This window comes from Dendronalium sp. ChiSLP03b (assembly GCF_034531165.2).
Lineage (GTDB): Bacteria > Cyanobacteriota > Cyanobacteriia > Cyanobacteriales > Nostocaceae > Dendronalium > Dendronalium minutum.
This window is the reverse complement of record NZ_JAVRBR020000125.1, coordinates 1-25009: the sequence shown is the minus strand read 5'-3', so window position 1 is coordinate 25009 and position 25009 is coordinate 1. Positions and strand designations below refer to the sequence as shown.

25 protein-coding genes are annotated in these 25009 nt (G+C 42.3%); 11 read left to right on the top strand and 14 right to left on the bottom strand.

The genetic code is table 11. The features are described 5' to 3' along the window. Positions 1-316: 316 nt before the first annotated feature. Positions 317-2851 carry a CHASE2 domain-containing serine/threonine-protein kinase gene (locus RMY31_RS28880; protein WP_322656419.1) on the bottom strand — a complete coding sequence of 845 codons (2535 nt, stop codon included), beginning with the start codon at positions 2849-2851 and terminating at the stop codon, positions 317-319. A 771-nt stretch (positions 2852-3622) separates the two neighbouring features. Between RMY31_RS28880 and RMY31_RS28875 the strand changes: the two genes are divergently transcribed. Together RMY31_RS28875 and RMY31_RS28870 are read left to right on the top strand one after the other, a co-directional pair. Continuing rightward, a complete protein-coding gene (locus RMY31_RS28875) occupies positions 3623-4144 on the top strand; it encodes an NYN domain-containing protein (RefSeq protein ID WP_322656418.1) in 522 nt (173 codons plus the stop codon). A 92-nt stretch (positions 4145-4236) separates the two neighbouring features. Beyond that, positions 4237-5841, top strand: a complete 1605-nt coding sequence (locus tag RMY31_RS28870) for a 2-isopropylmalate synthase (protein WP_322656417.1) — start codon at positions 4237-4239, stop codon at positions 5839-5841. Positions 5842-5965: 124 nt separating this feature from the next. On the opposite strand, the gene RMY31_RS28865 is transcribed toward RMY31_RS28870, so the two are convergent. Then, positions 5966-8443, bottom strand: a complete 2478-nt coding sequence (locus RMY31_RS28865; RefSeq protein ID WP_322656416.1) for a HEAT repeat domain-containing protein — start codon at positions 8441-8443, stop codon at positions 5966-5968. Between the two features lie 213 nt (positions 8444-8656). Between RMY31_RS28865 and RMY31_RS28860 the strand changes: the two genes are divergently transcribed. Next, positions 8657-10096, top strand: coding sequence for an ATP-dependent DNA helicase RecQ (locus RMY31_RS28860; RefSeq protein WP_322656415.1), 1440 nt, complete (start codon positions 8657-8659; stop codon positions 10094-10096). Between the two features lie 106 nt (positions 10097-10202). On the opposite strand, the gene RMY31_RS28855 is transcribed toward RMY31_RS28860, so the two are convergent. Together RMY31_RS28855 and RMY31_RS28850 are read right to left on the bottom strand one after the other, a co-directional pair. After that, positions 10203-10592 carry a hypothetical protein gene (locus RMY31_RS28855; RefSeq protein ID WP_322656414.1) on the bottom strand — a complete coding sequence of 130 codons (390 nt, stop codon included), beginning with the start codon at positions 10590-10592 and terminating at the stop codon, positions 10203-10205. Next, the gene (locus RMY31_RS28850) at positions 10579-11172 is read right to left on the bottom strand and encodes a Uma2 family endonuclease (RefSeq protein ID WP_322656413.1); all 594 of its coding nucleotides are present in this window, start codon (positions 11170-11172) and stop codon (positions 10579-10581) included. Before RMY31_RS28850 ends, RMY31_RS28855 begins: the two co-directional genes overlap by 14 nt. 235 nt (positions 11173-11407) lie before the next feature. Here RMY31_RS28850 and fni point away from each other — a divergent pair, with 235 nt between their 5' ends. The 4 genes from fni to RMY31_RS28830 all read left to right on the top strand — a co-directional run bounded on the left by fni (position 11408) and on the right by RMY31_RS28830 (position 15159). Next, positions 11408-12457, top strand: coding sequence for a type 2 isopentenyl-diphosphate Delta-isomerase (gene fni / locus RMY31_RS28845; protein WP_322656412.1), 1050 nt, complete (start codon positions 11408-11410; stop codon positions 12455-12457). A gap of 99 nt (positions 12458-12556) precedes the next feature. Beyond that, positions 12557-14392, top strand: coding sequence for a signal peptide peptidase SppA (sppA, locus tag RMY31_RS28840; RefSeq protein WP_322656411.1), 1836 nt, complete (start codon positions 12557-12559; stop codon positions 14390-14392). Positions 14393-14521: 129 nt separating this feature from the next. Next, positions 14522-14761, top strand: coding sequence for a hypothetical protein (locus tag RMY31_RS28835; protein ID WP_322656410.1), 240 nt, complete (start codon positions 14522-14524; stop codon positions 14759-14761). A gap of 137 nt (positions 14762-14898) precedes the next feature. Beyond that, positions 14899-15159, top strand: a complete 261-nt coding sequence (locus RMY31_RS28830) for a hypothetical protein (RefSeq protein WP_322656409.1) — start codon at positions 14899-14901, stop codon at positions 15157-15159. A 101-nt stretch (positions 15160-15260) separates the two neighbouring features. Here RMY31_RS28830 and RMY31_RS28825 read toward each other — a convergent pair whose 3' ends face one another. The 6 genes from RMY31_RS28825 to RMY31_RS28800 all read right to left on the bottom strand — a co-directional run bounded on the left by RMY31_RS28825 (position 15261) and on the right by RMY31_RS28800 (position 18002). After that, complete coding sequence (locus tag RMY31_RS28825) at positions 15261-15608, bottom strand: hypothetical protein (protein WP_322656408.1); 348 nt, start codon at positions 15606-15608, stop codon at positions 15261-15263. 77 nt (positions 15609-15685) lie between these two features. Next, complete coding sequence (locus tag RMY31_RS28820) at positions 15686-16042, bottom strand: hypothetical protein (RefSeq protein WP_322656407.1); 357 nt, start codon at positions 16040-16042, stop codon at positions 15686-15688. After that, positions 16039-16869, bottom strand: a complete 831-nt coding sequence (locus RMY31_RS28815) for a GMC family oxidoreductase N-terminal domain-containing protein (RefSeq protein WP_409878744.1) — start codon at positions 16867-16869, stop codon at positions 16039-16041. Before RMY31_RS28815 ends, RMY31_RS28820 begins: the two co-directional genes overlap by 4 nt. After that, a complete protein-coding gene (locus RMY31_RS28810) occupies positions 16866-17588 on the bottom strand; it encodes an FAD-dependent oxidoreductase (RefSeq protein ID WP_409878742.1) in 723 nt (240 codons plus the stop codon). Before RMY31_RS28810 ends, RMY31_RS28815 begins: the two co-directional genes overlap by 4 nt. Then, positions 17521-17784 carry an FAD-dependent oxidoreductase gene (locus RMY31_RS28805; protein WP_409878740.1) on the bottom strand — a complete coding sequence of 88 codons (264 nt, stop codon included), beginning with the start codon at positions 17782-17784 and terminating at the stop codon, positions 17521-17523. Before RMY31_RS28805 ends, RMY31_RS28810 begins: the two co-directional genes overlap by 68 nt. Continuing rightward, positions 17781-18002: a hypothetical protein gene (locus tag RMY31_RS28800; RefSeq protein ID WP_322656403.1), complete on the bottom strand. Its 222-nt coding sequence runs from the start codon at positions 18000-18002 to the stop codon at positions 17781-17783. Before RMY31_RS28800 ends, RMY31_RS28805 begins: the two co-directional genes overlap by 4 nt. Before the next feature lie 126 nt (positions 18003-18128). Here RMY31_RS28800 and RMY31_RS28795 point away from each other — a divergent pair, with 126 nt between their 5' ends. Next, positions 18129-18329, top strand: a complete 201-nt coding sequence (locus RMY31_RS28795) for a glycoside hydrolase family 15 protein (RefSeq protein ID WP_322656401.1) — start codon at positions 18129-18131, stop codon at positions 18327-18329. 156 nt (positions 18330-18485) lie between these two features. Here RMY31_RS28795 and RMY31_RS28790 read toward each other — a convergent pair whose 3' ends face one another. The 3 genes from RMY31_RS28790 to RMY31_RS28780 form a co-directional block, all read right to left on the bottom strand. Next, entirely contained in the window at positions 18486-19508 is a 1023-nt protein-coding gene (locus RMY31_RS28790; protein ID WP_322656740.1) for a spore photoproduct lyase family protein, read from the bottom strand. A gap of 100 nt (positions 19509-19608) precedes the next feature. Further along, positions 19609-19965, bottom strand: a complete 357-nt coding sequence (locus RMY31_RS28785) for a hypothetical protein (protein ID WP_322656400.1) — start codon at positions 19963-19965, stop codon at positions 19609-19611. A 398-nt stretch (positions 19966-20363) separates the two neighbouring features. Beyond that, positions 20364-20855: a pentapeptide repeat-containing protein gene (locus RMY31_RS28780; protein ID WP_322656399.1), complete on the bottom strand. Its 492-nt coding sequence runs from the start codon at positions 20853-20855 to the stop codon at positions 20364-20366. 598 nt (positions 20856-21453) lie between these two features. Here RMY31_RS28780 and RMY31_RS28775 point away from each other — a divergent pair. Continuing rightward, positions 21454-21738 (top strand): hypothetical protein, encoded by a 285-nt coding sequence (locus tag RMY31_RS28775; protein WP_322656398.1) that lies wholly within the window; start codon positions 21454-21456, stop codon positions 21736-21738. 139 nt (positions 21739-21877) lie between these two features. Here the strand turns inward: RMY31_RS28775 and RMY31_RS28770 are convergent, their stop codons facing one another. Next, positions 21878-22450 carry a hypothetical protein gene (locus tag RMY31_RS28770; protein WP_322656397.1) on the bottom strand — a complete coding sequence of 191 codons (573 nt, stop codon included), beginning with the start codon at positions 22448-22450 and terminating at the stop codon, positions 21878-21880. A 178-nt stretch (positions 22451-22628) separates the two neighbouring features. On the opposite strand from RMY31_RS28770, the gene RMY31_RS28765 reads away from it, so the two are divergent. Both RMY31_RS28765 and RMY31_RS28760 read left to right on the top strand, forming a co-directional pair. Beyond that, complete coding sequence (locus RMY31_RS28765) at positions 22629-23942, top strand: cytochrome P450 (protein WP_322656396.1); 1314 nt, start codon at positions 22629-22631, stop codon at positions 23940-23942. Between the two features lie 8 nt (positions 23943-23950). Beyond that, entirely contained in the window at positions 23951-24721 is a 771-nt protein-coding gene (locus tag RMY31_RS28760) for a hypothetical protein (RefSeq protein WP_322656395.1), read from the top strand. Positions 24722-25009 lie beyond the last annotated feature (288 nt).

Genomic DNA, 25009 nt, shown 5'->3' with positions numbered 1-25009 from the left:
AGTCTTTACCATAAGGCTTTTTCGGAAATATCAAATCGTATTAGTACATCACGGCGGAAATAAAGCTAACGTGAGTTCGACGGATTTAAAAACCCCTCTCCAAACCTCTCCCCTAAAAGGGAGAGAGGCTTTAAAAGCTTGATTCTTTCGTTCAAAAGTAAAAAGATTTCTGCCCCTCTCCGCGTCGGAGAGGGGTTGGGGAGAGGTTCATCGAACTCACGTTAAAGCTAACATTTGAAACAAGTAAAAAGCTTGCAGTATTAAGAGTTCTTTCTTTTTACTTTTGCCTTGTTGTACTAGCTATCCCGATTTGGTGTTACACTGCTGTTTCTGAAGATGCTCCTGTCCAAGGTTTGGTAGGAGTGTCTGAGTCTTCTTGAAATGAGTCTTGAGTCTTTGAAGTTTGCTCAAAGGTAAACTTTTTCGGCAGTTCCTCATGGGGAGCTAATCCTTTGGGGAGCGACTCTTTTGGGGAGCCAGCGCTAGCTCCTGCTTGTAATTCCTCATTGACTGCTGTAGAAGTATCTGCCGCTTGCCGTAGGGTAGAGCCAGTGCTTTGCTGAGTGAGAGAATAAGGATTTTCAGGCTTTATTGTATACAAAGCAGACGGGGAAATGTCTTGAGAATTTGCCAGCTTGTCAATGTCTGCTAAAGCCTCTGATGCTGATTGATATCGCTGTTTGCAATCATCTAGCACCATTTTAGAGAGAATCTTAGCTAAGGAGTCACTTACCAAAGCCTTGTCAATCCATTTCACCTCTCCATGAGTATCTCTATCCATTTCATGGGGTGCAATACCTGTCAACGCTTTAATCCCAATCATACCGACTGCATAGATGTCACTGTTATATTGCGGTCGCCCAAAACATTGTTCGCTTGGTGCGTAACCCTTAGTGCCAATGCCAATTGTAAAGGGTGTTTGCTCGGAATTCTCCATCTGTGGTGTGGAGACTTGTTTAACAGCGCCAAAGTCAATTAATACAAGCTTGTAGTCGGAGTGTCGCCGGATGATATTAGTAGGTTTAATATCCCGATGAATCACGCCACTTTCATGGACAAATATTAGTGTTTGCAATAAATCTCTCAGAATTTCGATGACTGCGGTTTCTAAAAGAGGTTTGCCTGATGGCAGTTCCTGACTTAGAGGATGACCGACCATATATTCCTGGACTAAATAAAATTCTGCATCTTGTTCAAAATAAGCGAGAAGCTGAGGAATTTGGGGATGTGTTCCCAATTTTTCTAGAGTTTGCGCCTCTGAATTAAATAAACGTCTGACAAGTTGTAATCCGTTTGATTGGGTGTTAGCAGGTTTTAGCTGCTTGACAACACATCGCGGGTTTCCAGGACGGTGAGTGTCTTCAGCGATGTATGTTTCGCTAAATCCACCTGCACCGAGAACTTTGACAATTTTGTAGCGTCCGGCGAGGATTTTCCCTGATAATGATAAATCCCGTTGCTGAAGCAAGTCTTGGAGGTCACCTTGTTGGCTGATAATCTCTTGGACAATAGGGGAAGTTTTATATTTCTGAAAAATATTTACTAAATGCCGGATTCTAATTTTTTCCCTAGCTACTTCGGTTCCCAAATAAGACAGTCCGCAAAAAGCCATGGCGATTGTTGGTATAGCAGTGGGGAAAATTAAGTGTGCATGTACAAAGCTCGCATAGCTAATTCCACCCCAAATGGTAGCTAGAGCAAGGCTAGAGGCAAATCTATTAATGCCTCGCTTGGTTCTAGTAATGATGAATGCTGTGCCACCGACTAACGCCAGCACAAACAAACTCCGCAGAGGTAGACTGTTAATTGCTTGGGCGATCGCTTTATCTTGCATCAAAGTTGCGATCGCATTGGCGTGAATTTCCACCCCTGACATCTGCTCTAAACTGCTCGCAGCAGCGACTGGATGATAATCGTTGTTTAACTTATCTGTCGAGCCAATCAAGACTATCTTGTCTTTGAAAACCTTTCCCTGCTGCAAATAAGTATTCCAGTTTTCTGTGTCGAGTACATACCAAAAGGGAATTGTCTCAAATGTCCCCGCCGGTCCCCAAAAATTAATGCGATCTCCCTTTGGGCTAGGATAATTTACTTGTGCTGCCAATAGCACTGCTTCATCAAATGAAGGCATTTTCACTGCTAGGGAATCGTCTTGAGCTACCAACTTAGAAAACTCGCTAGCTAATCGATGAACTTTGCCATCTAACTCTAGGGGAAAATTAACTGAACCAATAGAAACCGACCCCACACGAAACATTTCCTGAGGCGGACTCAGTTGCATGAATGTTCCTTGATGTGTCTCAAAACTTTCGTAGAGCGCTGCTAAGGTAACTTTACTACCGTATTGTTGCAATGCTGCTTGCAGTTGGCGATCGTCATCAGCACCATAACTACTGGGTGTATCAAAAACTATATCTAAAGCAACAGACCGGACACCAGCCTTAATCAACTTTTCGGTAACTTGAGCGTATGCAGCGCGTTTAAAGGGAAATGATTTCAGTGTTTCTAGGTAGGCGTACTGTTTTGGATCTGTTTTATAGTACTGTTCGGGAACTGATATTGACTGGTCGTCGATTGCTAAAATCACGATATCTTCTGGAGGTACAATCGAGCCGCGCAATTGAAAAAATGTGGAAAGCGCTTGATTTTCCATCAATTGCACTATGCTCAAACCTGAAGCACTCAGCAGTGCTGCACCTATAACTGAGACACCAGCAAGCAGATGACCTAAGCGAGCCATGAGTTGGGCTTGGCGCGCTGATGCGGTCGGAGTTATTTTGGTAGGCTTTGACGCTATCTTGGCAGCAGAGATATGTTTTTTAGTTAAGGTAGATGTAGGTTCTTCTGCCATATCGTGTTAATAGTTGGTTTACGTACAACTTTATTTATTTACTCAGGTTCCTTTTTACTACAACCATCTTGAAATTAGACTTAAATGAAAATCTTATACTTTTGTAATATATCCTCTATTCATTACCAAACTTGGGTTATAAAACCTCGACATCACGAGAAGTTGCCAGGAAAATTTACATCAAGGCGAATTTTGGTGGCTCTCAACCCAGCTACTGCCTAAGTTATTCTCCGATTGAGATTCAAGTAGTGATTGTTCAAAAGACCTGAGCCGGAAATTCTCCGACTCTGCATTGAGTTTTTACGAGATTCTACTCTACTCCAGCCTACAGGTACGCCTCTAATAATTAATCTCTTATGAGTTTCTGAGGTAATACGTGCCTGTTGTACAAAACTGGCTTTTTCCATTAAGCTGATCCTTTTATTGACTGCAAAACTTATAGATGAGCATCAATTTATATCCTACCCCAAGACCTATCCCTTACCTCTTTAGGAGTAAACTTGACAGTTATACAGCTCAGAATGCTGTTGCTCAGTCAATTTTATTGGTAGATTTTGATCGTGGGGTGTCTCTTATGGTGTTGGGAGTGAAAAGGTGTAACGCCCAATAGCTTAAGTCCAATGTTTCCGCAAATTTTATGTTTTGAAAGAGGTAAGATAAAAGCTATACATGAAGAGCTAATCTAGAGATATTAGCAAATTTATCATTTGAGAGTTGCTATAATCTATTGTTCAATCTAAATTCTTTTCTATATATTAGGTGTATTTTTCTATGGGTTCCCCTATGAATCGTCTGTCTATTTTTGTAGACGGAAACAATATGTTCTATGCTCAACAAAAAAATGGTTGGTTTTTTGATCCCCGAAGAGTTTTAGAATATTTCAAACACGAGCAATCCGAGACTACTTTAATTAATGCTTTTTGGTACACTGGCTTAAAAGATCCACAAGATCAACGAGGTTTTAGAGATGCACTCATCAGTCTGGGATATACAGTCCGAACTAAAATTCTCAAAGAATATTATGATGATTCATCCGGTCGGTATTCGCAAAAAGCCAATTTAGATATTGAAATTGTTGTAGATATGTTTAATACCGTAGACCAATACGATAGAGTAGTTTTATTCAGCGGTGATGGAGATTTTGAAAGAGCAATAGAACTTTTACGCTCAAAAAATACACATATTACGGTAGTATCTACAGAAGGTATGATAGCTAGAGAATTGCGTAATGCTACGGATAGATATATAGATTTGAATGATATTAGAGACCAAATAGAAAAAGTGGAAGGATAATTACTTAGCAATTATTTACAAAAATTAAGAGTAAGAAAAAACTAAGGTTTAAGATTTTTAAGTAAAAAAATAAAACTAAACAACAAACCAAAATGACCAATAAACCAGAGCGAATCATTATTTTTGATACTACACTCCGAGATGGAGAGCAATGTCCGGGAGCAACACTGAATATAGACGAAAAGCTAGCGATCGCCAAGCAACTAGCACGCTTGGGAGTAGATGTAATTGAAGCAGGTTTCGCCTTTGCCAGTCCGGGAGATTTTGAGGCAATTAGCAAGATTGCTGAAATTGTGGGGACACAAGATGGCCCTGTAATTTGTAGTTTGGCAAGAGCTAGGCACGATGATATAAAAACAGCAGCAGCAGCGATTAAAGCAGCTGCTCATGGCAGAATTCATACATTTATTGCGACTTCTGATATTCACCTCAAGTACAAACTGAAAAAAACAAAATCGGAAGTACTGGCGATCGCCGAAGAAATGGTGGCTTATGCTAAAAGTTTCACTGATGACGTGGAATTTTCGCCCGAAGATGCTGGACGTTCTGACCCAGAATTTCTTTATCAAGTATTAGAGCGAGCGATCGCTGCTGGGGCAACAACAGTTAATATTCCTGATACTGTAGGTTACACTACACCCAGTGAATTTGGGGCAATTATTAAAGGCATTAAAGATAATGTCCCCAACATTGACCAAGCAATTATCTCCGTTCACGGACATAATGATTTAGGTTTAGCAGTTGCCAATTTCTTGGAAGCTGTAAAAAATGGCGCACGGCAATTAGAATGTACCATCAACGGCATTGGTGAACGGGCAGGAAATGCAGCCCTAGAAGAATTAGTCATGGCTTTGCACGTCCGGCGGCAATATTATAATCCTTTCTTAGGAAGACCAGCAGATTCTGAAGAATCCCTAACAAATATCGATACCCGTCAAATTTACAAAACCTCGCGTTTAGTTTCTAATTTGACAGGAATGCTAGTCCAACCAAATAAAGCCATAGTGGGAGCGAATGCCTTTGCCCACGAGTCTGGTATTCATCAAGATGGGGTACTAAAAAACAAGCTCACCTACGAAATTATGGATGCCCAATTGATTGGTTTGACAGACAATCAAATCGTTTTGGGCAAACATTCTGGCAGAAATGCTTTCCGTACCCGCTTGAAAGAATTGGGCTTTGAACTGTCAGAAACTGAATTAAATAAAGCATTTGTTAAGTTTAAAGAAGTAGCTGATAAAAAGAAAGAAATTTCCGATTGGGATTTGGAAGCAATTGTTAATGATGAAATCCAACAAGCCCCTGATTTATTTCGCGTAGAGTTAGTGCAAGTTTCCTGTGGTAGCAACGCCAAACCTACTGCTACAGTCACCCTCCGCACTCCAGAAGGTGAAGAATTAACCGACGCAGCTATTGGTACTGGGCCAGTAGATGCAGTTTACAAAGCAATCAACCGTGTGGTTAACGTGCCAAATCAGTTGATTGAGTTCTCTGTGCAGTCAGTGACAGCAGGGATTGATGCCATTGGGGAAGTAACTATCCGTCTCCGGCATGAATCTAGAGTGTTTGCGGGTCATGCGGCGAACACAGATATCATAGTTGCATCCGCGCAAGCATATATTAATGCGCTGAATAGATTATATGCATCTCTGCAAACTCAAGAAAAGCAACAAGAAGTGACTGCACATAAAATCTAGGAATAAATCTGGTTTCAGGGTGGGTTTTTCCCGCCCTATTTTTTGCCTAAAGTTCAGCACAGCTATTAGGTAGAATCACATATTTTTACATTAATCATAAATATTTGTTCCCTTCTCCTTGATTCTAGGGCGTAGTCGATATTACAGGATTTATCGATGTATTGACTGGGACAGTATAACCTGCAAGTTTACCTAGCTTTTGGGATATGAAGTCTGATTCTTTCGCGTTGGGAACCTGAGATAAATAACAATCTCGGACTGCTAGTAAAAAGCCTTGGATGGTATCTTGATTACCTGTTTTGACTAAATCATCGGCTTTGCGGAAAAACAGCGATCGCCATTTGCCATCATTATTACCATACTGTTCGACAATATACAAAGCTGCCAAATATTCAGCTAAAGGATCGAGACAAAAGCGAAATTCGTCTTTTGCAGAACCAATAGTTTGAATAAGGTGTAGGCAGTTTTCGAGATATTCTAAACATTTTTCTGGCTCGTTTATATTTAAGCTTGTTAAAGCTGCGATCGCGTCTGTTCGTTTAGCATTTCCTGGTTGATAATTAGCCTGTAAACACTCCCAAGCTAAAATTTTGGCGTATTGATGCAGCGTGCGATCGTCTAATTTATCAGTTGTGACGTCACGGTTCAACTCATTCAAATAACCCAACATTAAATTGGGAATGTTTTCTGGTATTTGTAAAGATGTGCCCTGACGCGTTTCTACAGCTGTAATTAATTGTTCGCCATACAGCTTTGCCAACAATACGGTAATATTACCTTGACCGACCATTAAAGATAGACGACTGCAAGCATCAAAAAATTCTTGATCTGTAAAAACATCTCTTTTACCGCGTTGCATCAGGTAAGCTTCCATAAAAGAAGAAAGTTTATTCGCTTCAATTCGCAGAGGTTTGATAGTTGTTTTATTTACCCTTCCCAACTTTTCCTCAATTCGAGAAGTAATTACCAAAGCATTAACTGGAAACTCTGGAGAATCTGGCCCAATAGCTTCGCGGGTAGTAGTCTTCAATTCCGAAAAGCGGTCTACAATTACTAAGATGCGTTGCTTTCTTAACAACCGTGTCAGCAATTCTGCACAAATAGGTTCTGGTTCATCAATTAATGCTTGCAGCTGTCCGCGAATTGCTTCTAGCAGCGAAGATTTATTTTCTACTATGCGAAATTCTTCTTCTAGTAACACGGGTAACATCAGATGTTCGCACAAACGTCGATCTTTTGTTTCTGCGATCGCCCAACTAGCAATTTGGCAAGCTAAACTAGTTTTGCCAATACCACCTTCTCCACAAATTACCAAGCAACTACGCTTCTTATCAAAAGTTGCACGTAGGTTTTCTGGTGTTAGTTGGGAAACAGTATTCCCATTTAAGACAACAGGAATAGGAATGTAGCTAGTGCGAGAACTCACTGTATCCTTCTTGGGAAACTGTTCCCGCACCGAATTCATGTACTTCTCTACCCACGCATCTAAAACTTGCGGATGGTAATGAAACCAGCCAACAAACAGCACATATCGCAAAGGGACATTAACATTGACAAATGGTAGAGAAAAATCTGTGTAAGGTTTCAGGGCATTATTAATTTTCAACAACCACAATGGTGTGACTCGCAGCAAAATCAACCATAAACTAGGAAGTAAGGTGATATATGCCGCAATTCCCAAAAGTAATTTATGCTGGAGTAACCATTCTACAGCCCTGTCAAATAAGCGTGTTTCCTTTTCTGCCTTTAATGCTTCTAGGGGACGGCGAATCTTGGCAACATCGAATTCTGTGAACTTATCTTGGTTTGCTTCCAGAATTTTGAGAACTTGCTCAAATTGCGAGATAACTTTGATTAACTTGGTACTAGGCAAGTTGTTTGCAATATCTTGATAGCCACCGATGATACCTGATAATCCTTTAACTGCGGCGTAGCGTACATAATATTCTGCATCCTTTAATAAAGGAATAATATCTGCAACCGCAGGTGTAGCTTCACTTCCCATTGTACCCAACGCTAGGGCTGCATTTTTGCGGACTCTGGGGTTTTTATCCTTTAATGCATTCATCAGTGAAGGAACAGCAACTTTTGCTTCTCCACCCAGTCTTCTCAACGCCGCAGCTGCATAGATACGCACGTATTCTTCCTTATCCTGCAATGCGGCCATTAATGTTGGCACTGCGGGTTTAGCGGCTTTGCCAATTTCGCCCAAAGCCAAGGCTGCATACATTCGCACCTGTGCATCCTCATCCTGTAGCGCCTCAGCTAAAGCCCCCACTGCCAAATTAGCCTCCGAAGCCATATCACCTAATACCCAAGCGGCACGCCAACGGATATTAAAATCTGGATTTTTCAAAACATCTATGAGTGCGGGTACTGCTGGCGAACCAATACTTACCAATGCATCATGGGCTTCTAGGCGTACACGGGCATTGTTATCGATTAACTTTTCAACAATGGGAGAAATTTTTGTATCATCAGGAATTTGCGCCCAACTATTACCAGTCCAAAGCAGGAACAGCATCAGACACAATACAACTAGCTTGAATGTAGCTAGTAATGTTTGTCTGGCTTGCTTGGTTATCGCATCGTAGTGAGTCAAGCGATTAACAACTCCAGTCAGAAAAAACTGTATCTATTTTACTCTGAGTGCTAGTAGGTGCAGTTAGGCGATGCCTTCTGGTGCGTCCGCTACGCGTAGCTTGCTTCCCCGAAGGGGTACGCCAACGCAACTTTTGTTCTTGCTGCTAAAACTACTGAACTATTTTTTCTAGAGCAGAGGATATATTCAGAATTATTTCATCTACTACTGCTCATGAATCAACCCGTAACAACATCTTGGAATTCAGTTCGTGCTGCCTTCCAAAAAATCTGGGGTTACGAAGATTTCCGTCCACCACAGGGAGAAATTATCAGCTGTTTGTTAGCGCAAAAAGATGCATTGATTCTCATGCCTACAGGAGGAGGAAAATCAATTTGTTTTCAACTTCCGGCATTGTTGCAAACAGGATTAACTTTGGTAGTTTCACCCTTAGTAGCCTTAATGGAAAACCAAGTACAAGAACTACTTCAGCATCACCAAAAAGCTGCCCTTTTGCATAGTGAATTACCTTCATCTCAACGTCGGGCGACGCTGCAAGCTTTAGAACGTCAACAACTAAGATTGTTGTACTTATCGCCAGAAACTTTACTGAGTGCGCCAGTCTGGGAAAGATTGTCTCAGCCGCAATTGCAAATTAACGCTTTAATTTTGGATGAAGCCCATTGTTTGGTGCAGTGGGGAGAGACATTTCGACCAGCTTATCGCAGATTAGGAGCAGTCAGACCTGCATTGCTGAAATACAAACCACCAGGAACAAAAATTAGCTTAGCTGCTTTTACTGCGACAGCCGACCCTTCAGCCCAAACTATTATAAAAACAGTCTTAAAATTACAGCAACCAGAAATTTTTCGCCTAAATCCTTATCGTCCTAATTTACATCCCAGCGTCCGCATAGCTTGGACACCAAGAGGTAGAAAACAACAATTACTCAAATTTATTCAAAATCGACCGCAACAAGCTGGATTAATTTACGTTCGTACCAGGAGAGATAGCGAGAATTTAGCTGCATGGTTAGCAGAGATGGGTTATGCCACAGCTAGTTATCATGCGGGATTGGGTGCAGCAGAACGCCGTGCAGTGGAAGCCAGTTGGTTAAGCGATAAAATACCCTTTGTTGTTTGTACTTGCGCTTTTGGTATGGGGATTAATAAACCAAATGTGCGTTGGGTAATACATTTTCACGCGCCACATCTATTGTCTGAATATGTGCAAGAAATTGGTCGCGCTGGACGAGATGGAAAACCAGCAGAAGCATTAACGTTGGTGAGTGAACCTACAGGGTGGTTAGATCCAGAGGATAAGCAAAGACAGCAGTTTTTTGAAGAAAAAATGCGATCGCAACAGCAAACAGCGCAGCAACTCATCAAAAAACTGCCAAAACAAGGAGAAGTAAATGCTGTAACGCGACAATTTCCTGACGGTGCTACAGCACTAGCCTTACTCCATAGCAGCGGTCAGTTAAACTGGCTTGATCCTTTTCATTACAGTATTGAGCAAACGAAAAATCAGCCGACAACACAATTACAAGCTGGCAAACAAATGAATCAATATTTGACTACTAAACAGTGCCGTTGGCAGTTTTTATTAAACGCTTTTGGGTTTGACAAAGAAGCAGCTAACTGGCGTTGCGGACATTGCGATAATTGTCGCTAACAGTTTGCATCTAGGAACTATAGGACTTTGTAAAAACAGGCTCAAAGTGCTTGCAAAGCTAAATAAGGTAAGGATTTTACATCAATTAATCACTTTTCCTTTCCGCTCAATAAATCCAAGTCTCTCGCTCTTGTCCCTGAATCGACTGTATAATTCCCAACTTTTCCTCGATTTTACGCGGCAGAGTGCGTGTGCCAAAGATGTAAATGCAAGATTCTTCTGGTGAATCAGTCAAAACACGAACTCTGGCTTCATTATCTTGTAAACGCTCTATGAGAATAGATGCACAAACTTCCACATCTTCAGGAATTTCATATACCTCCTTTGTAAAAATGAAACTCTTGTGCAAACTGTTTGCAATTTGGCCAATAAAATTTTGTTCGGGTAATCGATTTGTGAAGCGATAAACGTATGTCCGGCAGCACTTTCCATCTTCTAACTGCTCTAACTGAGGAATATTTCGCACTTTTATCTGACTTGCATCATACTTTCTCATTACTTTCTCCAGCGTTGAGTACTTGTTTTGCGGTTAGCTGTAATTCTGGGAAGATAGTAGAAACAATTACTGTATTTCCTACAAATACAGTTTCTTCATAAAGCCCATCAACTAATGTCAGTACAGTGATTATGTTCCTTTGGGGATCAACAATCCAATATTCTGCAATTCCCCTAGCAGCATACTCGGAACGTTTGTAGCGGTAGTCGCAATCTTCATTAACTTTGCCAGGAGAAACGACTTCGATAACCAGTGCTGGAGGTGGCATATCCCAGGTGATTGTGGATCTCGTTGCACCTTGTAAAGCTATTGCAAGTTCATCTGTCAGCACAACCAAGTCAGGTATGCGAGTTGTCGCACGAGAACCACAGACTACAATTTCAACTTTGTTGCTCAACCGATTAATTGGGACGAACTTAAGGAAATTTACGAGTAAAAACAGAGATATGTGGATATTTTGTGGGCTTTCGGGTGGCATTGCAACTAATTCCCCTGCCACCAGTTCATAATGGCTATCTGTGCCATCGTCATACTTTAAATATTCCTCAAGCGTCAGTTGTTTGTTGGTAATTGCGGTCATTATGACGTAAGAGAAAGTTGCATACTCAATATTTTATCAAATTCAAGAGTTTTGCTCGAAGGGCGATCGCTTGTAAATTAGTACCCAAGCTTTACGATCGCAGATTGCCCAGGAAAAGGTGCGCCTCACATATGGACTGCTGACGACAAATCACTTTTTATCTACGTTCTTAATGCCACAAAATACTTGAAACTGCAAAAATGGTGATTACTAATACTTTAATTTATATCTACCAGTGAACGCTCCTACCAGTAACTCAGCACAAACCCAGTCGCGCAAAGCGGATCATATCCGTATTTGTTTAGAAGAAGATGTTCAGTTTCACCAAACTACCAACGGACTAGAACGCTATCGCTTCACTCATTGTTGCTTACCAGAATTAGACCGCAACGACATCGATATCAGCACAACTTTTTTAGGCAAACACCTAGGTGCGCCTTTACTAATCTCTTCCATGACAGGAGGAACAGAACAAGCAGGAACGATTAACCAGCGTCTAGCAGAAGTCGCGCAACACTATAAAATTGCTATGGGTGTAGGTTCCCAGCGAGTAGCGGTGGAAAAACCCCAGGTGGCTAATACCTTTGCCATTCGCAAATATGCTACCGATGTTCTCTTGTTTGCCAATGTCGGGGCCGTACAACTTAACTATAAATATGGCTTAGATGAATGTCTACAAATTATCGATATGCTAGAAGCTGATGCTTTAATTTTGCACATCAACCCCCTACAAGAGTTTATTCAACCTCGAGGCGATACTAATTTTAAGGGATTACTTGACAAAATTTCTAAGCTATGCGGTCAATTGCCAGTGCCTGTGATTGCCAAAGAAGTGGGCAATGGAATTTCAGCGCCAATGGCAGAAAAATTGCTAGCTGCTGGAGTGAGAGCAATTGATGTAGCTGGGGCAGGTGGTACTTCTTGGGCGAAGGTAGAAGGCGAACGAGCAGAAAATGTCTTGCAACGGCGGTTGGGGAATACTTTTGCTGATTGGGGTTTGCCAACAGCAGAGTGCATTACAAGTATTCGTGCGATCGCTCCTAATATACCCTTAATTGCCTCTGGAGGCTTGCGTCAGGGACTAGATGTAGCCAAAGCGATCGCCCTAGGCGCAGATATAGCTGGGTTAGCAATGCCTTTCTTACAAGCAGCAGTGGTATCAGAAGCAGCACTCTACGATTTAGCTGAGGTGTTAATTGCTGAAATCACCACAGTGTTGTTTTGCACTGGCAATGCCACCTTGCATCAGTTAAAACATTCTGGAAGTTTACAACGCATAGAATAGTAAGTAGTAATTTGTTAATTGTCAGTTGTCAGTTGTTAGTTGTTTTTCGACTGACCGCTGACTACTGACCACTGACCACTGACCACTGACTAATGACTAATGAATAATTTTATTAAACAAACTTTTGCCAGCTTATTAGGCAGCTTACTAGGACTATTTATTTTCTGCGGTATCGGTACTACAGGACTATTACTTCTGTTATTTGCTGCTGCTACCTCCAAAGATACTGGTTCTTTAGTAAAAGATAAGTCAGTAGTAGTTTTTGACTTGTCAATGAACATCACCGATAGAGAACCCAGTTCTGGTGAAGTGTTTCAGCAAACACTATCAGGTGTAGAACAAGAGAGGATGACACTCCGCAGCGTCCTCGACACTCTGGAAAAAGCGCGGCGCGATCGGCGAATTGTCGGCATCTACTTGGATGGAACTCGTACAAGTGCAGCTAGTAGTTTAGGTTTTGCCTCTCTCAAAGAAATCCGGAAAGCCCTAGAAGAGTGCCGTGCTGCTGGGAAGAAGATTGTCGCCTATGGTATGGATTGGGGAAAACGGGAATATTACTTGAGTTCGGTAGCAGATACCATCGTTCTTAATCCCTTGGGTTTGATGGAAATTAACGGTTTGAGTAGTCAACCAATGTTCTTGGCGGGAGCATTGCAGAAATACGGCATTGGCGTTCAAATCGTGCGGGTAGGAAAATTTAAAGGCGCAGTAGAACCGTTTATCCTCACAAAACTGAGTCCAGAAAACCGCGAACAAACGCAGAAATTATTAAATGATGTTTGGGGAGAGTGGCGCACTACAGTAGGAGCAAGCCGGAAAATTAACCCCCAAAAGTTACAAGCGATCGCAGATAATCAAGCAATACTAGAAGCCACAGCAGCTAAGTCCAGCGGTTTAGTAGACCAAGTGGCTTATACCGATCAAGTGATTGGCGACCTGAAGAAATTAACAGCCAGCGATAAAGACGATAAAACATTCCGACAAATTGATTTAAAAGAATACGCCCGAATTCCCAACAAATCCCTAAGTGTAGAACGCGACTCAAAAAATAAAGTTGCTGTGGTATATGCTGAGGGCGAAATTGTTGATGGGAAAGGTGAAGATGGACAAGTAGGAGGCGATCGCTTTGCGAAACTCTTCAACAAACTGCGACAAGATAAAGATGTAAAGGCGATCGTGCTGCGAATTAACAGTCCTGGTGGCAGTGCTACAGCAGCTGAAGTCATGCAACGAGAAGTGCGATTGACCCGTGAAGCGAAACCCGTTATAGTCTCAATGGGCGATGTCGCCGCCTCTGGTGGTTACTGGATTGCTAGCGACTCCAACCGGATTTTTGCCGAACCCAATACAATTACAGGTTCAATTGGTGTATTTGGAGTGCTGTTTAACGGGCAAAAGCTAGCGAATGATAATGGTATCACTTGGGATTCAGTAAAAACCGCCCGCTATGCTGATACTCAAACAGTTGCTCGCCCCAAGTCACCTCAAGAGTTAGCAATTTACCAACGCAGTGTTAACCGAATCTACAATCTATTTCTCAACAAAGTTTCTCAAGGGCGAAAATTACCAGAACAAAAAGTAGCAGAGATTGCCCAAGGAAGAGTTTGGTCTGGTGAGGCTGCCAAACAAATTGGTTTGGTGGATGAAATAGGCGGGCTAAGTGCTGCCATTGAATACGCTTCTAAGCAAGCGAATCTGGACAAAGATTGGCAATTGCAAGAGTATCCCAAAGAAAGCAGCTTTGAAGAACGCTTTTTTGGACGGGCAGTTGAAGAGACACGCACAGCTTTAGGAATTGAAAAAGCGCAAATCAAATCATCTAATCCCCTGACGACAGAATTGCAGAAACTCCAACAAGAAATTACAATTCTGCAAAATATGAACGATCCTCAAGGCATTTATGCCCGCTTACCTTTTAACTTAAAAATTGAGTAGTTGCAATGGGGAATAAGTATTGGTTACTAGAAATTGATTAGTTTTCTTGAAACCAGCTGACAGGAGCAGCGAGGATGTGTAAAGTAGTTGAAGATTATCTACTGTTTTTAATCTTTAATGCATCCATCTATGGATAGAAAAACCAAACGCCTTTTGCTGCTAGTTGTTTCCTGTAGTGTAGCAGGTGTAATTTTAGGAGGTACTTCTGCTTGGGCAGAGAGTAATCTTTGCTTGCGTGCTAGCAACGTTACAAACGATTGCCTGACTCAAGACCCAATTCAAAAAACTATACAAGGAATGAGTACCGGGTTAGTAGCCGGGGCAGGAGCGGCTTTTGGTGTAGCATGGAATGCGCGTCATGAAGACTAGTGGAAGAAGGTAGGAGGCAGAGGGGCAGGGAAAGTAAATTCTTCCCTCCCTTGTCTACCTTGTCCCTCCGTTCGCGTAGCGGATACCGTTGGCGAAATATTGCTTAACAAAAAAATAGCAGATTTATCGTGTATTACATGGTTAGAAAGAGCAAACCTAACGGCGTATTACACGGGGAAGAAAAAATTAAGTTAGCTGCTCAAATAATCAATAAACTATGGGGAATTCGCCAACGGTATCTGCAACCGGGTAGCAGGTCATTTTTACTTAATGACGACCTACAAACTGTTAGTGACTCAGTTTCTATATTCCTCGATCGTTACGATCGCGCGGCAAGTCGGCAAGATTTAACTATAGTGGTTCTTAGTTGGGTGCAATATAGTAACAGCAGTGGGTGAACCATCCAATAATGTCTTTTTTAGTTACTGCATTGAGTGCATTTGTAATAGCTTCATCTAATTCTTGATATGTTCTAGCAGCTTGCGATGCCTGCGGCGGGCTACGCGATCGCCAATCCACTGCCGCTGTTTTCCTCCTCTGATGGCTGTTGCTGGCCCGATCGCTTACGATGCTTCGCACCCTGATGGGACAGAAACCAGTTTGCGGCAGTAAATACAACTGCACCACTCACAAACCCAATGGCTGTTGAGTCAAAGCCACCACGTTTATACGCTTCATCCATCAGTTCAAATGCTAGTGCCGAAATTAGCACACCAGCACCAAAAGCCATAACTGCGGCGATCGCCCGTTGGGGAATCTTGGTGTAGTAACCCACTGCTGAACCCAGTAGTAATGCTGAACCACCAAGCAAACCCCAGAAACCTGCTTTTAACCAAAGTGGAAACATTATTAATTCGTAATTCGTAATTCGTAATTCGTAATTGAAATTGTTGGCTTATACCAAAGAAACCTTATTTTGAATTTTCAATTGGTATCGCCTTGGGGTTTTGATAGTGCATGTAATTCTTCCCAACTGTAATGACGGGGTAATTCAATTGGTTTATCATCGGCTCCGAATCCCAATCCAATTGTTGGCTGGAGTTCTTCGGTTAATTCCTCAACGTATTCTGCTAGCTGATTGCCTGCGACCCCACCAGTAATTGCTCCAGCAACTCCACCAATGGCAGCACCGACCTTACCATCTATTGAGCGACCGAGTGCGGCTCCTCCTACGCCACCTCCTACAGCACCGAGACTTGTAGCCAAGGGATGAGAATTTGTCTGTTCTGACTCGTTCTTTGGTTGGTCTTGTGGTGTAATTTGCCGTTCATCGTTCGTCATAATTTTTTATCCTTTTTGACTTGACGATCGCTTGCTTCGGTATTATTCAGCGTATAGTCAATGTGAATCTTTTCACCTACTACACGAATGCGATTATTTGGGTCTGGTAAATCTTCTGTCTGTAACCACCAGCCAACCGAACGTTCGGCAAGCAAATGTCGCTCATAATGAGGAATCAGCTTGACGAACGGAGCCATCAGTGGTGGTGCTTCTGCGGGAATCATATCGGCTAGCACATTGCCCGTATTCTGCACCATGCCCATTGGATAAGGAAAATCCGGTTCTCCCCAGTAACAATCATTGACGGCGATCGTTTTTTGAAAGTTGGCGTGATTCACTTCTAAATGTATGGAAACTATGGCCGTTTCCAACTGTTTCATGAAATTCCGCCCTACTTGATCGGAACTGTTTGCCAATCCGTTGGGATGTTTGTCGTTAGCAGAACGTAACAACAAGACAGCCGAGTTGATAGAACCACAGCCAACAACTACAATATCGCCTGCAAACCAATGCCGCTCCCCTGCAATTTCAGTTTCTACACTTGTAATCTCTTGTCCCGACTCACTGGTATGCAACCGCAAGACTTTGGCATTGGTTAAGAGGGTGAAATTGGCATACTTTTCGTGGCTGGGACGAATAGCATTGACATCGGCATCAGCTTTTGCGTGTACGAGACAGGGGTATCCATCAAAGGTATCGCAGCGAATGCAGGGACTCTTGGTGCGATCGCTCTCATTGAGCTTTAATCCTAGTGGTAGATGGAATGGGTAATAACCCAGTTCGCGTATGCCATCAGCGACGGACTGCATATCTGGCTCATGACTCACAGGCGGATAGGGATATATTCCTCAACAGTTGGCATCTGGTTCCAGCGCATAAATTCAGATATAGCTGCTGTTTCTGTATCTCGATGGCTGGTTGCAACTGCCAAGACTTGATTGTTTTTGATGTAAAAAGCAATGAATTGCTGTTTTTGCAGATCGCCATCTACAACTATTTCATCCCAACTTTGGGCATGTCCAACGTAGCGCAATCCAAATTTGAATTGCATTGTCCAGAAAAAGGGAAGCCCTCTAAATTTGACTGGTTGGCCTGCCATGTTCTGAGCTGCTATTCGCCCCTGCTGTGCTGCGACTCGCCAATATTCAACGCGAATCGATTCGCTTGTACGCCAATCAGGATAACGGGCAATATCGCCAGCGACATAGATGCCATCAGCTGCACGCAAGTATTCATCAACAACAACACTGCCATCTTTGGGATGCAAATTGACACCCTCAAGAAAATCTATTACAGGCTGCACGCCAATGCCAACAATTACTATATCTGCCCTCAAGCGATCGCCATTATCTAAAATTACAGCTTCTACCTTGTCACTACCCTCAAATCGAACCGCTTTTCTACCCAACTTAAAGGAAACGCCGTTTTCTTCATGAACTTGCTGAAAGATTTTGCCGATTGACTCGCCCAAGGTTTTTTTAAAAGGTACAGAATCTGGCGAAACAACAGTTACTTGTAAGCCTTGCTGACTCAGCCCAGATGCCACCTCCGTGCCAATAAAACTGGAGGCAATGACTACCACTGCGTAATGTCAAAATGTTTTGCAAGTCTGCACCAGGAATATCTAATTGGCGTGGTTTTCCTCCTGTTGCTACTAGTAGGGCATCATAGGTTAACGAATCACCATTAGTAAAGGCGAGCGCTTTTGTAGTTGTTTGCACCCGTTCAACTCGCTGATTCAACTAGGGAAAATTCCAGTACCGGAAATATGCGCTAATCTCACTTTCAGTGGCAAGGAACGCGATCGCCTTTTTTCTAGCTGCATTTCATTTTCCACAGCTAGGGCCATGCATGTTAAGTTTACTCTATCATTTATATCCTGACGGACTCTCAGGATTGCTAATTTAGCGATCGCAATTACTAAATTTATCGCCGCCATCACCGGCAGTTCCGCCATCATCTCTGAGGGGATTCATTCAGTTGTAGATACTGGTTTGAACAGCAAAAGCAGCAATACAACCAACAGTGGAAGCGATCGCGCGACAGCATCAAACCATTAGAAAATGTTTCCTTTGATGATAGAAAGTTGTATCACAACAGCATTAGTCTGTTGTTGGCACATGAAGACAAAACTTATCCAGGTGCGTTAATTGCCTCCCTGGCGATTCCTTGGGGTGAAGCCAAAGACGACCAAGATCGAGGAGGATATCACCTTGTTTGGACGCGGGATCTGGTTAGCAGTGTTACAGGTTTGGTGACTGCTGGGGAAACTGATACAGCAGTTTGATGGCTGAGTTGTACTTGTGATGAGGAAATAAGGAACTTCCAAATAAAAAAATATCCCATCGCTCTTGAAGCTGGAGGATCTGGGAAACAAGAATATAATACTATAGTGTTGCTTGCAGAAAGTTGGATAATTTATTTTTTGGAGTTCCCCAAACAACTAAGTCCAGTATAAAATCTTGGCATTTGGAAAGCGCCGTTGGATTTCATCTTCAAAAAAGCGCTTCATCGTCTTCATCGTAACAGCGTCATAAACATACTTAATACTGCCAAACTTATTACGCTTGACACTGCGGTTTGCCTCATCCATATCTAGTTTCGATTGAGGATACCAACTCTGTAACACCTGTTTTGACCTTGGTGTAAAGCGATGCGAAATCAGCTCAAAAGTGAGGTCACAATTCATATCAAGTGCTTCACTGATTGAGTCAAACAATCGACTGTAGTGCATTTGCCAATCATCTATAGGCATAATCGGGGCGATGACCAGTCCTACTGGATAGGCACCACCGCCACATTCTCGTGGTAAAGCTAACTTACGCAATGCCCCAAGCCTTGATACTACTGACGCTGTACCACCTTCTAATCTAGCGGAAATAGGTGTAGCATTAACGCTCATCCGGCAGCGGGTATGATTATTATGAGGTAATTCGAGTAAGCTATCTACCGCGTCGAATTTTGACACCCAACGTAAATGTGCATCGTTACGGCTGCCAAAGTAGCGGATGCACTCAGCAAGGCTACCTGTAAGATGCTCGATGCCTAACGGGTCAGTGTAACAGCTTACTTCATAAGTCGTGATTTGTCCCTGAAGCTCGTAGGCTGCCAAATTTTCTAATATTTGTGGCAAATTAGCAAAAGCACGGATAACTGGCGGGCCTGATAAACTACCAGCTAAGTAACAGTATTGACAATGTGCGGGACAGCCCTCGGCGAGATGAAATTGCCAATCAGCAGATGGTGGAATGGGACTGAGCTTGAAGTGACTGGACGGCGCAGTCACAACAGCTAGGGTACGCTTGGCGATATTGTAAGTATCACGCTCATCTTCACCGCGTAAGCCTGTAAGACGGTTGCGTGGCAACTCTTCAATTGGGATGTTGAGTGCCTGCACACGCCTTAGAATCTGCTGCCCCCAAGACTCATCTAAAGCAGCAGGCGTAAACAGTGCCCGTTCAGGCATCCACAACCTGGCTGGTCTTATTTGTATGTCTAGGACTGCAACGGGGTCTGTAATTGTATTCAGCATTACTCTCCGTTCTATATCTTGCTGATATCTGCAATTAATTCTCTAAAACTTGCCGAATTCGTCGCTCCAACAAATCCAAATCTAGACTACCTTCATCACGACTAATCCGCCGCACTGTGGAGTTAACGTTGGCTAAGTCTACCAATAAATCTTGGAGAATTTCTTGCTGTTGACGTGCCTGGGTGACTTCTCGTGGCTCCTGTACTAAATCGCGCACGATAGTATCCTCAGCTCTTGAGGCAACAATCGGGTTAGTTTGCCCCTGAAGTTGAACAAAGGTACGTCGCCCTGGCCCTCGGTCTTCTTCGATAGGTATAATCGCTGTCACTTGGTCGGAGCGCACGTACTTACCAAATCCTAAATGGACTAGCACCGATGACTGTATTTTCATTTAAATAAAAGTTGTCTTTGTGACTTACTTCTATTTTAAAATTTTGGTTGAGAACTTTGTGGCTATAAACAAAGTGGGTTCTACTAAATTGAGAGTAGTAGTTTCCTATCGTAATTTTTCTCTTGTCGAGCTACATTTTGAGGCAAATGGCAGTCCTTATGAACTTCGTATATCGCCGCCAAGCATGAAAGCGGTCTTTCCCCACTCCCTGACGAATGTAGGTTTTTTACAACAACCCTGGAAACGGCACAAGGTGAGACAGTGCTGCGGGAGGGAAACCCTCCCGCAGGCAACTGCGTTAGCGAGCCTGCGAGTGTCACTCGAAGGGAGGACAAGGGAGATAAGAAAGAAAAAATTTATTTATGGGGATTCCTCTTCTGCCTCCTCCCTTCTTAAAACTACTTACATCCTAAAGACTCGCGAGTGTCTACACCAGTTTTAGAATTGACTCCACTAGCTTTTGTACAGAGTTTTTTGACCTGAGGCCCATCTAAAACTGCATTGGTGAAATCAGCACCTGTGATGTCAACATTATCAAAAGTCGATCGCAACATCATTGCATCCGTCAAAACCGCATCACTCAAATCAGCGCCCTTGAACTTTGCTAGATAGGCTATGCCTTCACTAAAATCTGCACCATGCAGATTTACTCCCTCCAAGACCGTACCGTTAAACACGCCGCCACGTAAATCGGCATTGCTAAAGTTAGCATTCTCTAAATTCACATTGGTAAACTCAGTACCAACTAAACTTTGACCGGAGTAATCCTTACCCTTGAGTTCGTCTCCAGCAGAACGGGTAATACTGGAAGAACTCGCAGCTTGCGCTGATAGGGGAAAAAAAAGAACCATAGCTAAGACAAAGCTAGCTAGTAGTTGCCAATATTTCATAATCTCTTCTTAATAAATCTCAACACTGCCATCCTTAAATATTAAACCGCACTAGGGAAAGGAAGTGCTGCGTTTCCCAGGATGTGAGTGAAACCATCCCGTGCGTATCAGAAATACGGCAAAAAGTGTGATTATATTACTTGTTGACTCAGCCAGTGACGGAAGCTGGAGTGGTAAAGGCTGTAATGAGTTTCTTCATTATTTTGTTGCTGTTTGAGGTATTCCAACCAATTTTCTAACACTTCCTCAATTTCATATTCATCCTGGTTACGCTCTTGGGTTCCCCCCGAATGGTTTGAACGATATAGTCGAGGAGTCGAGGAGTATCACCTGCCCAAAGGGATTGCTGCCCGAAGCAAATATGCTGAAACTATTGGTAATGATCGGATGCAGTTACTGAAAGTCCTGTGGGAGTCTCCCACTGTTACCTATCTGCGTCATATCCCGGCGGTGGAAATCCTTTGTCAGTCCTGGATTCATCAATATTAGACCTCTTGCAAAAGTCAAGAAATTAGGAATGTCATTCTGAACGAAACGTAGTGTAGTGAAGAATCTCACCCAATGTGTCGCTTTGCTTAACATGACACTTTAAGGATTTATGCAAGAGGTCTATTATGTTGAGAATAACTCTTTACGCTTACGGGCTGCTACTGATTTACCCCCAACTGGCACTCGGATGGATTCGCTTTATGACAAAGATACTCGCTACGGCAACAAACGCGGTGTCACTTGGACTGGCTACAAAGTCCATCTCACTGAAACCTGTGATGAGGATAGTTGCTTGGTTACAAGGCGTACCTCATGCCAAGAAACGAACATCAAGATTTGCAGCACTCGCTATCACTTAAAGACTTTCTTGATTCAAAACCCGAATCATCTCTAAACTTCTACTTGCTCATTCCATGTAATACATGGAATTCAGATTTTAATCTTTTTTATTACTCAAGTGCTTGCTGGTTTCATTGCAGGGCAATTCTCACCTTTTTGGGTGAATTATTAAAGTTCGCCAACAGTATCAGTTACTACTTACAATCCTCGCAATTCCACTCAACAGTTAAATAGCCTTGATTATCATTGAAGGCTCCACCGTTATTATTATCTCCAGTATCATTGATTGTAAAGAAAACTGTTTCATTTGGGTCTAATGTTAAGGTTTGCTCGTGTCCAATAAAATGGTATTCGCCTTTCTGACGAACTATCAAAGATCCCTCTGGAAAACCAGGCAAGTTGTATTTTTGAGTAGCCCTACTGTAATTAATATTTCCATCAGCACCATTAGGCTCTAAGTTTGAGTTGTATGTCCACTTGTCTTTGTTAGCAACGAAGTGAAATGTCCTAGTCGAGGATTGTTTATTAACAAAGGCTTTACCTAGCGAACTGTTAGCTGCTACTGTAAACTTTCCTTCCGTCTCTTGAGATACAGGTGATGAAGTAGCTGCATTTGCTGGTGGAGTATTAGATTGTGCTGGTGTTGATGGATGCGTGACTTGAATTACAGCTGCAATAATAGCTGCAATCCCGGCACCTCCGCCTAAAGCTGTAAAAACGCCAGGTAAGCTTTTCCAGAAACCACTTTGCTGTTTATTGTCACTCATAAATTACACTCTGATTTATCAAACCAAGAAACTTAGTTGCTTTAACGCCGTCAAAAAAGAACCACAAGTGTAAAAATGCTGATTACGGAAAAATAAACAGATCGACCAAAGTAAAGATATTATCAGTCTAAGCTAATCGTCATTCACTTTTCTCAGATAATTCGTGTAGTAAGGGCTTATGAATAAATATCAATATCCGCCTGGTAGCTTTGGTTTACCTGTATTAGGTGAAACACTTCCTTTTCTTTTCGACCCAGACTTTATTAAAAAGCGCTATCGTCAGTACGGGTCTATTTTTAAAACTCACCTGAGTGGCAAACCGACTGTGGTGATGATAGGGCCAAAGGCGGTTGATTTCGTGCTTTCCAGCCACATGGATTATTTTTCTTGGCGTGAGGGATGGCCTGATAACTTCAAAACATTGCTAGGCGAATCGCTTTTTCTGCAAGATGGAGAGGAACATCGCAAAAATCGTCGTTTGATGATGCCAGCCTTGCATGGGCCAGCATTAGCAAATTATGCCACCACGATGGAAGATATCACACGCACCTATCTCAAAAAATGGGAGGAGAAACAGCAGTTTACTTGGCACAAAGAGTTTAAACAGCTGACATTTGATATTGCCAGTCAATTGTTGTTAGGTACTAGTCCTGGTGAGGAATGCGTGCGTCTCAGCCAGTTGTTTACAACTCTCACAAATGGACTGTTTGCTATTAATACCCTGCCCTTACCATTTACTCAATTTGGCAAAGCCATAACAGCTCGCAATCAAATCTTAGAGCATTTAACAAAAGTTGTCACAAAACGCCAGCAAAACCCAACAAAAGATACCCTTAGCCTGTTAATACAAGCTAAAGATGAAGAAGGTAACAGTTTAAGTGAAAAGGAACTTATCGCCCAAGCAGTGCTTTTACTATTTGCTGGACATGAAACCACCACATCAATGCTGACTTGGCTATGTGTAGAATTAGCCCGTCATCCAAAAGTGTTGCAACGCGCTAGAGAAGAACAATTGCAACTTGCAAGTAAAGGCGATCTCAATTTGGAACAATTGGGGCAAATGCCTTATTTAGAGCAGGTTTTGTTGGAAGTTGAAAGATTTCATCAACCTGTTGGAGGCGGGTTTCGTGGCGTGATTAAAGACTTTGAGTTTAATGGCTTTCATGTCCCCGCAGGTTGGCGACTGTTGTATTCAATTCTCATGACTCATAAACTAGAGGAAATTTATCCTGAACCAGAACGTTTCGATCCTGACCGTTTCAATACTCAGCGCCAAGAACACAAACAGTATTCTTTTAGCTTAATTGGTTTTGGTGGCGGCCCGCGCATCTGTATCGGCATAGCCTTTGCCAAAATGGAAATGAAAATTATTGCTGCTCAACTTCTACGCAGCTATCATTGGGAGATATTGCCCAATCAAAGTTTAGATCCAGTGTTTTTTCCCTCAAATCGCCCCAAAGATGGTTTGCGGGTTTGGTTTCAGCCTAGGTGAAATATTCTATGACACCTCAAATAGACATAAAATTGCCTGAAGGAGTTTGGCAACGCTGGCAAACAGCCAAAGATTTTATTAACCAAGGCGTTAACTCTGTTACTAACTCAGCACAGCAAGCTGGACAGTCTTTAAAGCAAACAGCTACAACAACGACCGATAAAGCAATTAATACAGTTACAACTACTCTTGAGCAAGCAAAAGGTTCTTTAGAACAAAGTTGGCAAACAGCTGAACAAGTTAAGAGTACAACATCGACAGCAGTTCAAACTGCGATCGCATCTTCAGTAAATGATTGGCTGGTGCAACACCCTGCATTGTTACGACTAGTTCAAATACTAGGTTGGGCAGCTAATCATCCAATTATTAGTTTGGTAATTTTGCTTGTTATACTTGCTCTACTCTGGAGCATTATTAAAGCAATTGTACGATTGATTGAAACAGCTAGTTGGTCAATACTGCAAGTACCATTAAAATTAATTCAAGCTTTTCTTCAAGTTAGCGTTTTATCATTAATTAAAGTTGGCAGGTTTTCTGTTCAACAAATAACAGGTGCGAAAATTAATGACAATGTGCCAGATTTACTACCTGCCAATTATCAAACAATTTATCAAGACAAACAACAACGTTTATTAGAAATTTCTCAACGTTTAGAAGCAATTCAACAGGAACAACAGGAACTGCTACAAGAAGCAGCAGATTTGATTGCTTCAGACAATATTGAAATCAAAATCCCAGAAATTAAACAGCCAAAAACCTTTGGATCGCATCTTGGCTAAGTTCATCTGTTGAACCGGAGGCGACAATAAGCTAATGAGCATTTAAGTTGCATAAAACCAGGGCCTCAGCCCTTACTACCAGCGAAGCATCCTAGAAAAATGAATGACGATTAGCTTACCACCTTTTTGCATAGCAAGTACTATGTAGTGGCGTGTCAAGGCTAAAATGTTGCATTAGAATCGCCTGTTTCATCGGTTTCAAAAATTGGATAAAGATGTTTAAGTTTGACACGCGCGTCTTCAGTAGTAAAACGCCAAATTACTTTACTGGCGGTACAGTTGCGTTGT

Bases quoted from the DNA above. Each gene is read 5' to 3' on its own strand.
- RMY31_RS28765 (WP_322656396.1), top strand. From the start codon at position 22,629: ATGAATAAATATCAATATCCGCCTGGTAGCTTTGGTTTACCTGTATTA.
- RMY31_RS28850 (WP_322656413.1), bottom strand. From the start codon at position 11,172: ATGACCGCAATTACCAACAAACAACTGACGCTTGAGGAATATTTAAAG.
- sppA (WP_322656411.1), top strand. From the start codon at position 12,557: ATGAATAATTTTATTAAACAAACTTTTGCCAGCTTATTAGGCAGCTTA.
- RMY31_RS28800 (WP_322656403.1), bottom strand. From the start codon at position 18,002: ATGATGGCGGAACTGCCGGTGATGGCGGCGATAAATTTAGTAATTGCG.
- RMY31_RS28790 (WP_322656740.1), bottom strand. From the start codon at position 19,508: ATGCCTGAACGGGCACTGTTTACGCCTGCTGCTTTAGATGAGTCTTGG.
- RMY31_RS28780 (WP_322656399.1), bottom strand. From the start codon at position 20,855: ATGAAATATTGGCAACTACTAGCTAGCTTTGTCTTAGCTATGGTTCTT.
- RMY31_RS28785 (WP_322656400.1), bottom strand. From the start codon at position 19,965: ATGAAAATACAGTCATCGGTGCTAGTCCATTTAGGATTTGGTAAGTAC.
- RMY31_RS28835 (WP_322656410.1), top strand. From the start codon at position 14,522: ATGGATAGAAAAACCAAACGCCTTTTGCTGCTAGTTGTTTCCTGTAGT.
- RMY31_RS28820 (WP_322656407.1), bottom strand. From the start codon at position 16,042: ATGACGAACGATGAACGGCAAATTACACCACAAGACCAACCAAAGAAC.
- RMY31_RS28875 (WP_322656418.1), top strand. From the start codon at position 3,623: ATGGGTTCCCCTATGAATCGTCTGTCTATTTTTGTAGACGGAAACAAT.
- RMY31_RS28860 (WP_322656415.1), top strand. From the start codon at position 8,657: ATGAATCAACCCGTAACAACATCTTGGAATTCAGTTCGTGCTGCCTTC.
- RMY31_RS28870 (WP_322656417.1), top strand. From the start codon at position 4,237: ATGACCAATAAACCAGAGCGAATCATTATTTTTGATACTACACTCCGA.
- RMY31_RS28855 (WP_322656414.1), bottom strand. From the start codon at position 10,592: ATGAGAAAGTATGATGCAAGTCAGATAAAAGTGCGAAATATTCCTCAG.
- RMY31_RS28825 (WP_322656408.1), bottom strand. From the start codon at position 15,608: ATGTTTCCACTTTGGTTAAAAGCAGGTTTCTGGGGTTTGCTTGGTGGT.
- RMY31_RS28775 (WP_322656398.1), top strand. From the start codon at position 21,454: ATGCAAGAGGTCTATTATGTTGAGAATAACTCTTTACGCTTACGGGCT.
- RMY31_RS28880 (WP_322656419.1), bottom strand. From the start codon at position 2,851: ATGGCAGAAGAACCTACATCTACCTTAACTAAAAAACATATCTCTGCT.
- RMY31_RS28830 (WP_322656409.1), top strand. From the start codon at position 14,899: ATGGTTAGAAAGAGCAAACCTAACGGCGTATTACACGGGGAAGAAAAA.
- RMY31_RS28770 (WP_322656397.1), bottom strand. From the start codon at position 22,450: ATGAGTGACAATAAACAGCAAAGTGGTTTCTGGAAAAGCTTACCTGGC.
- RMY31_RS28760 (WP_322656395.1), top strand. From the start codon at position 23,951: ATGACACCTCAAATAGACATAAAATTGCCTGAAGGAGTTTGGCAACGC.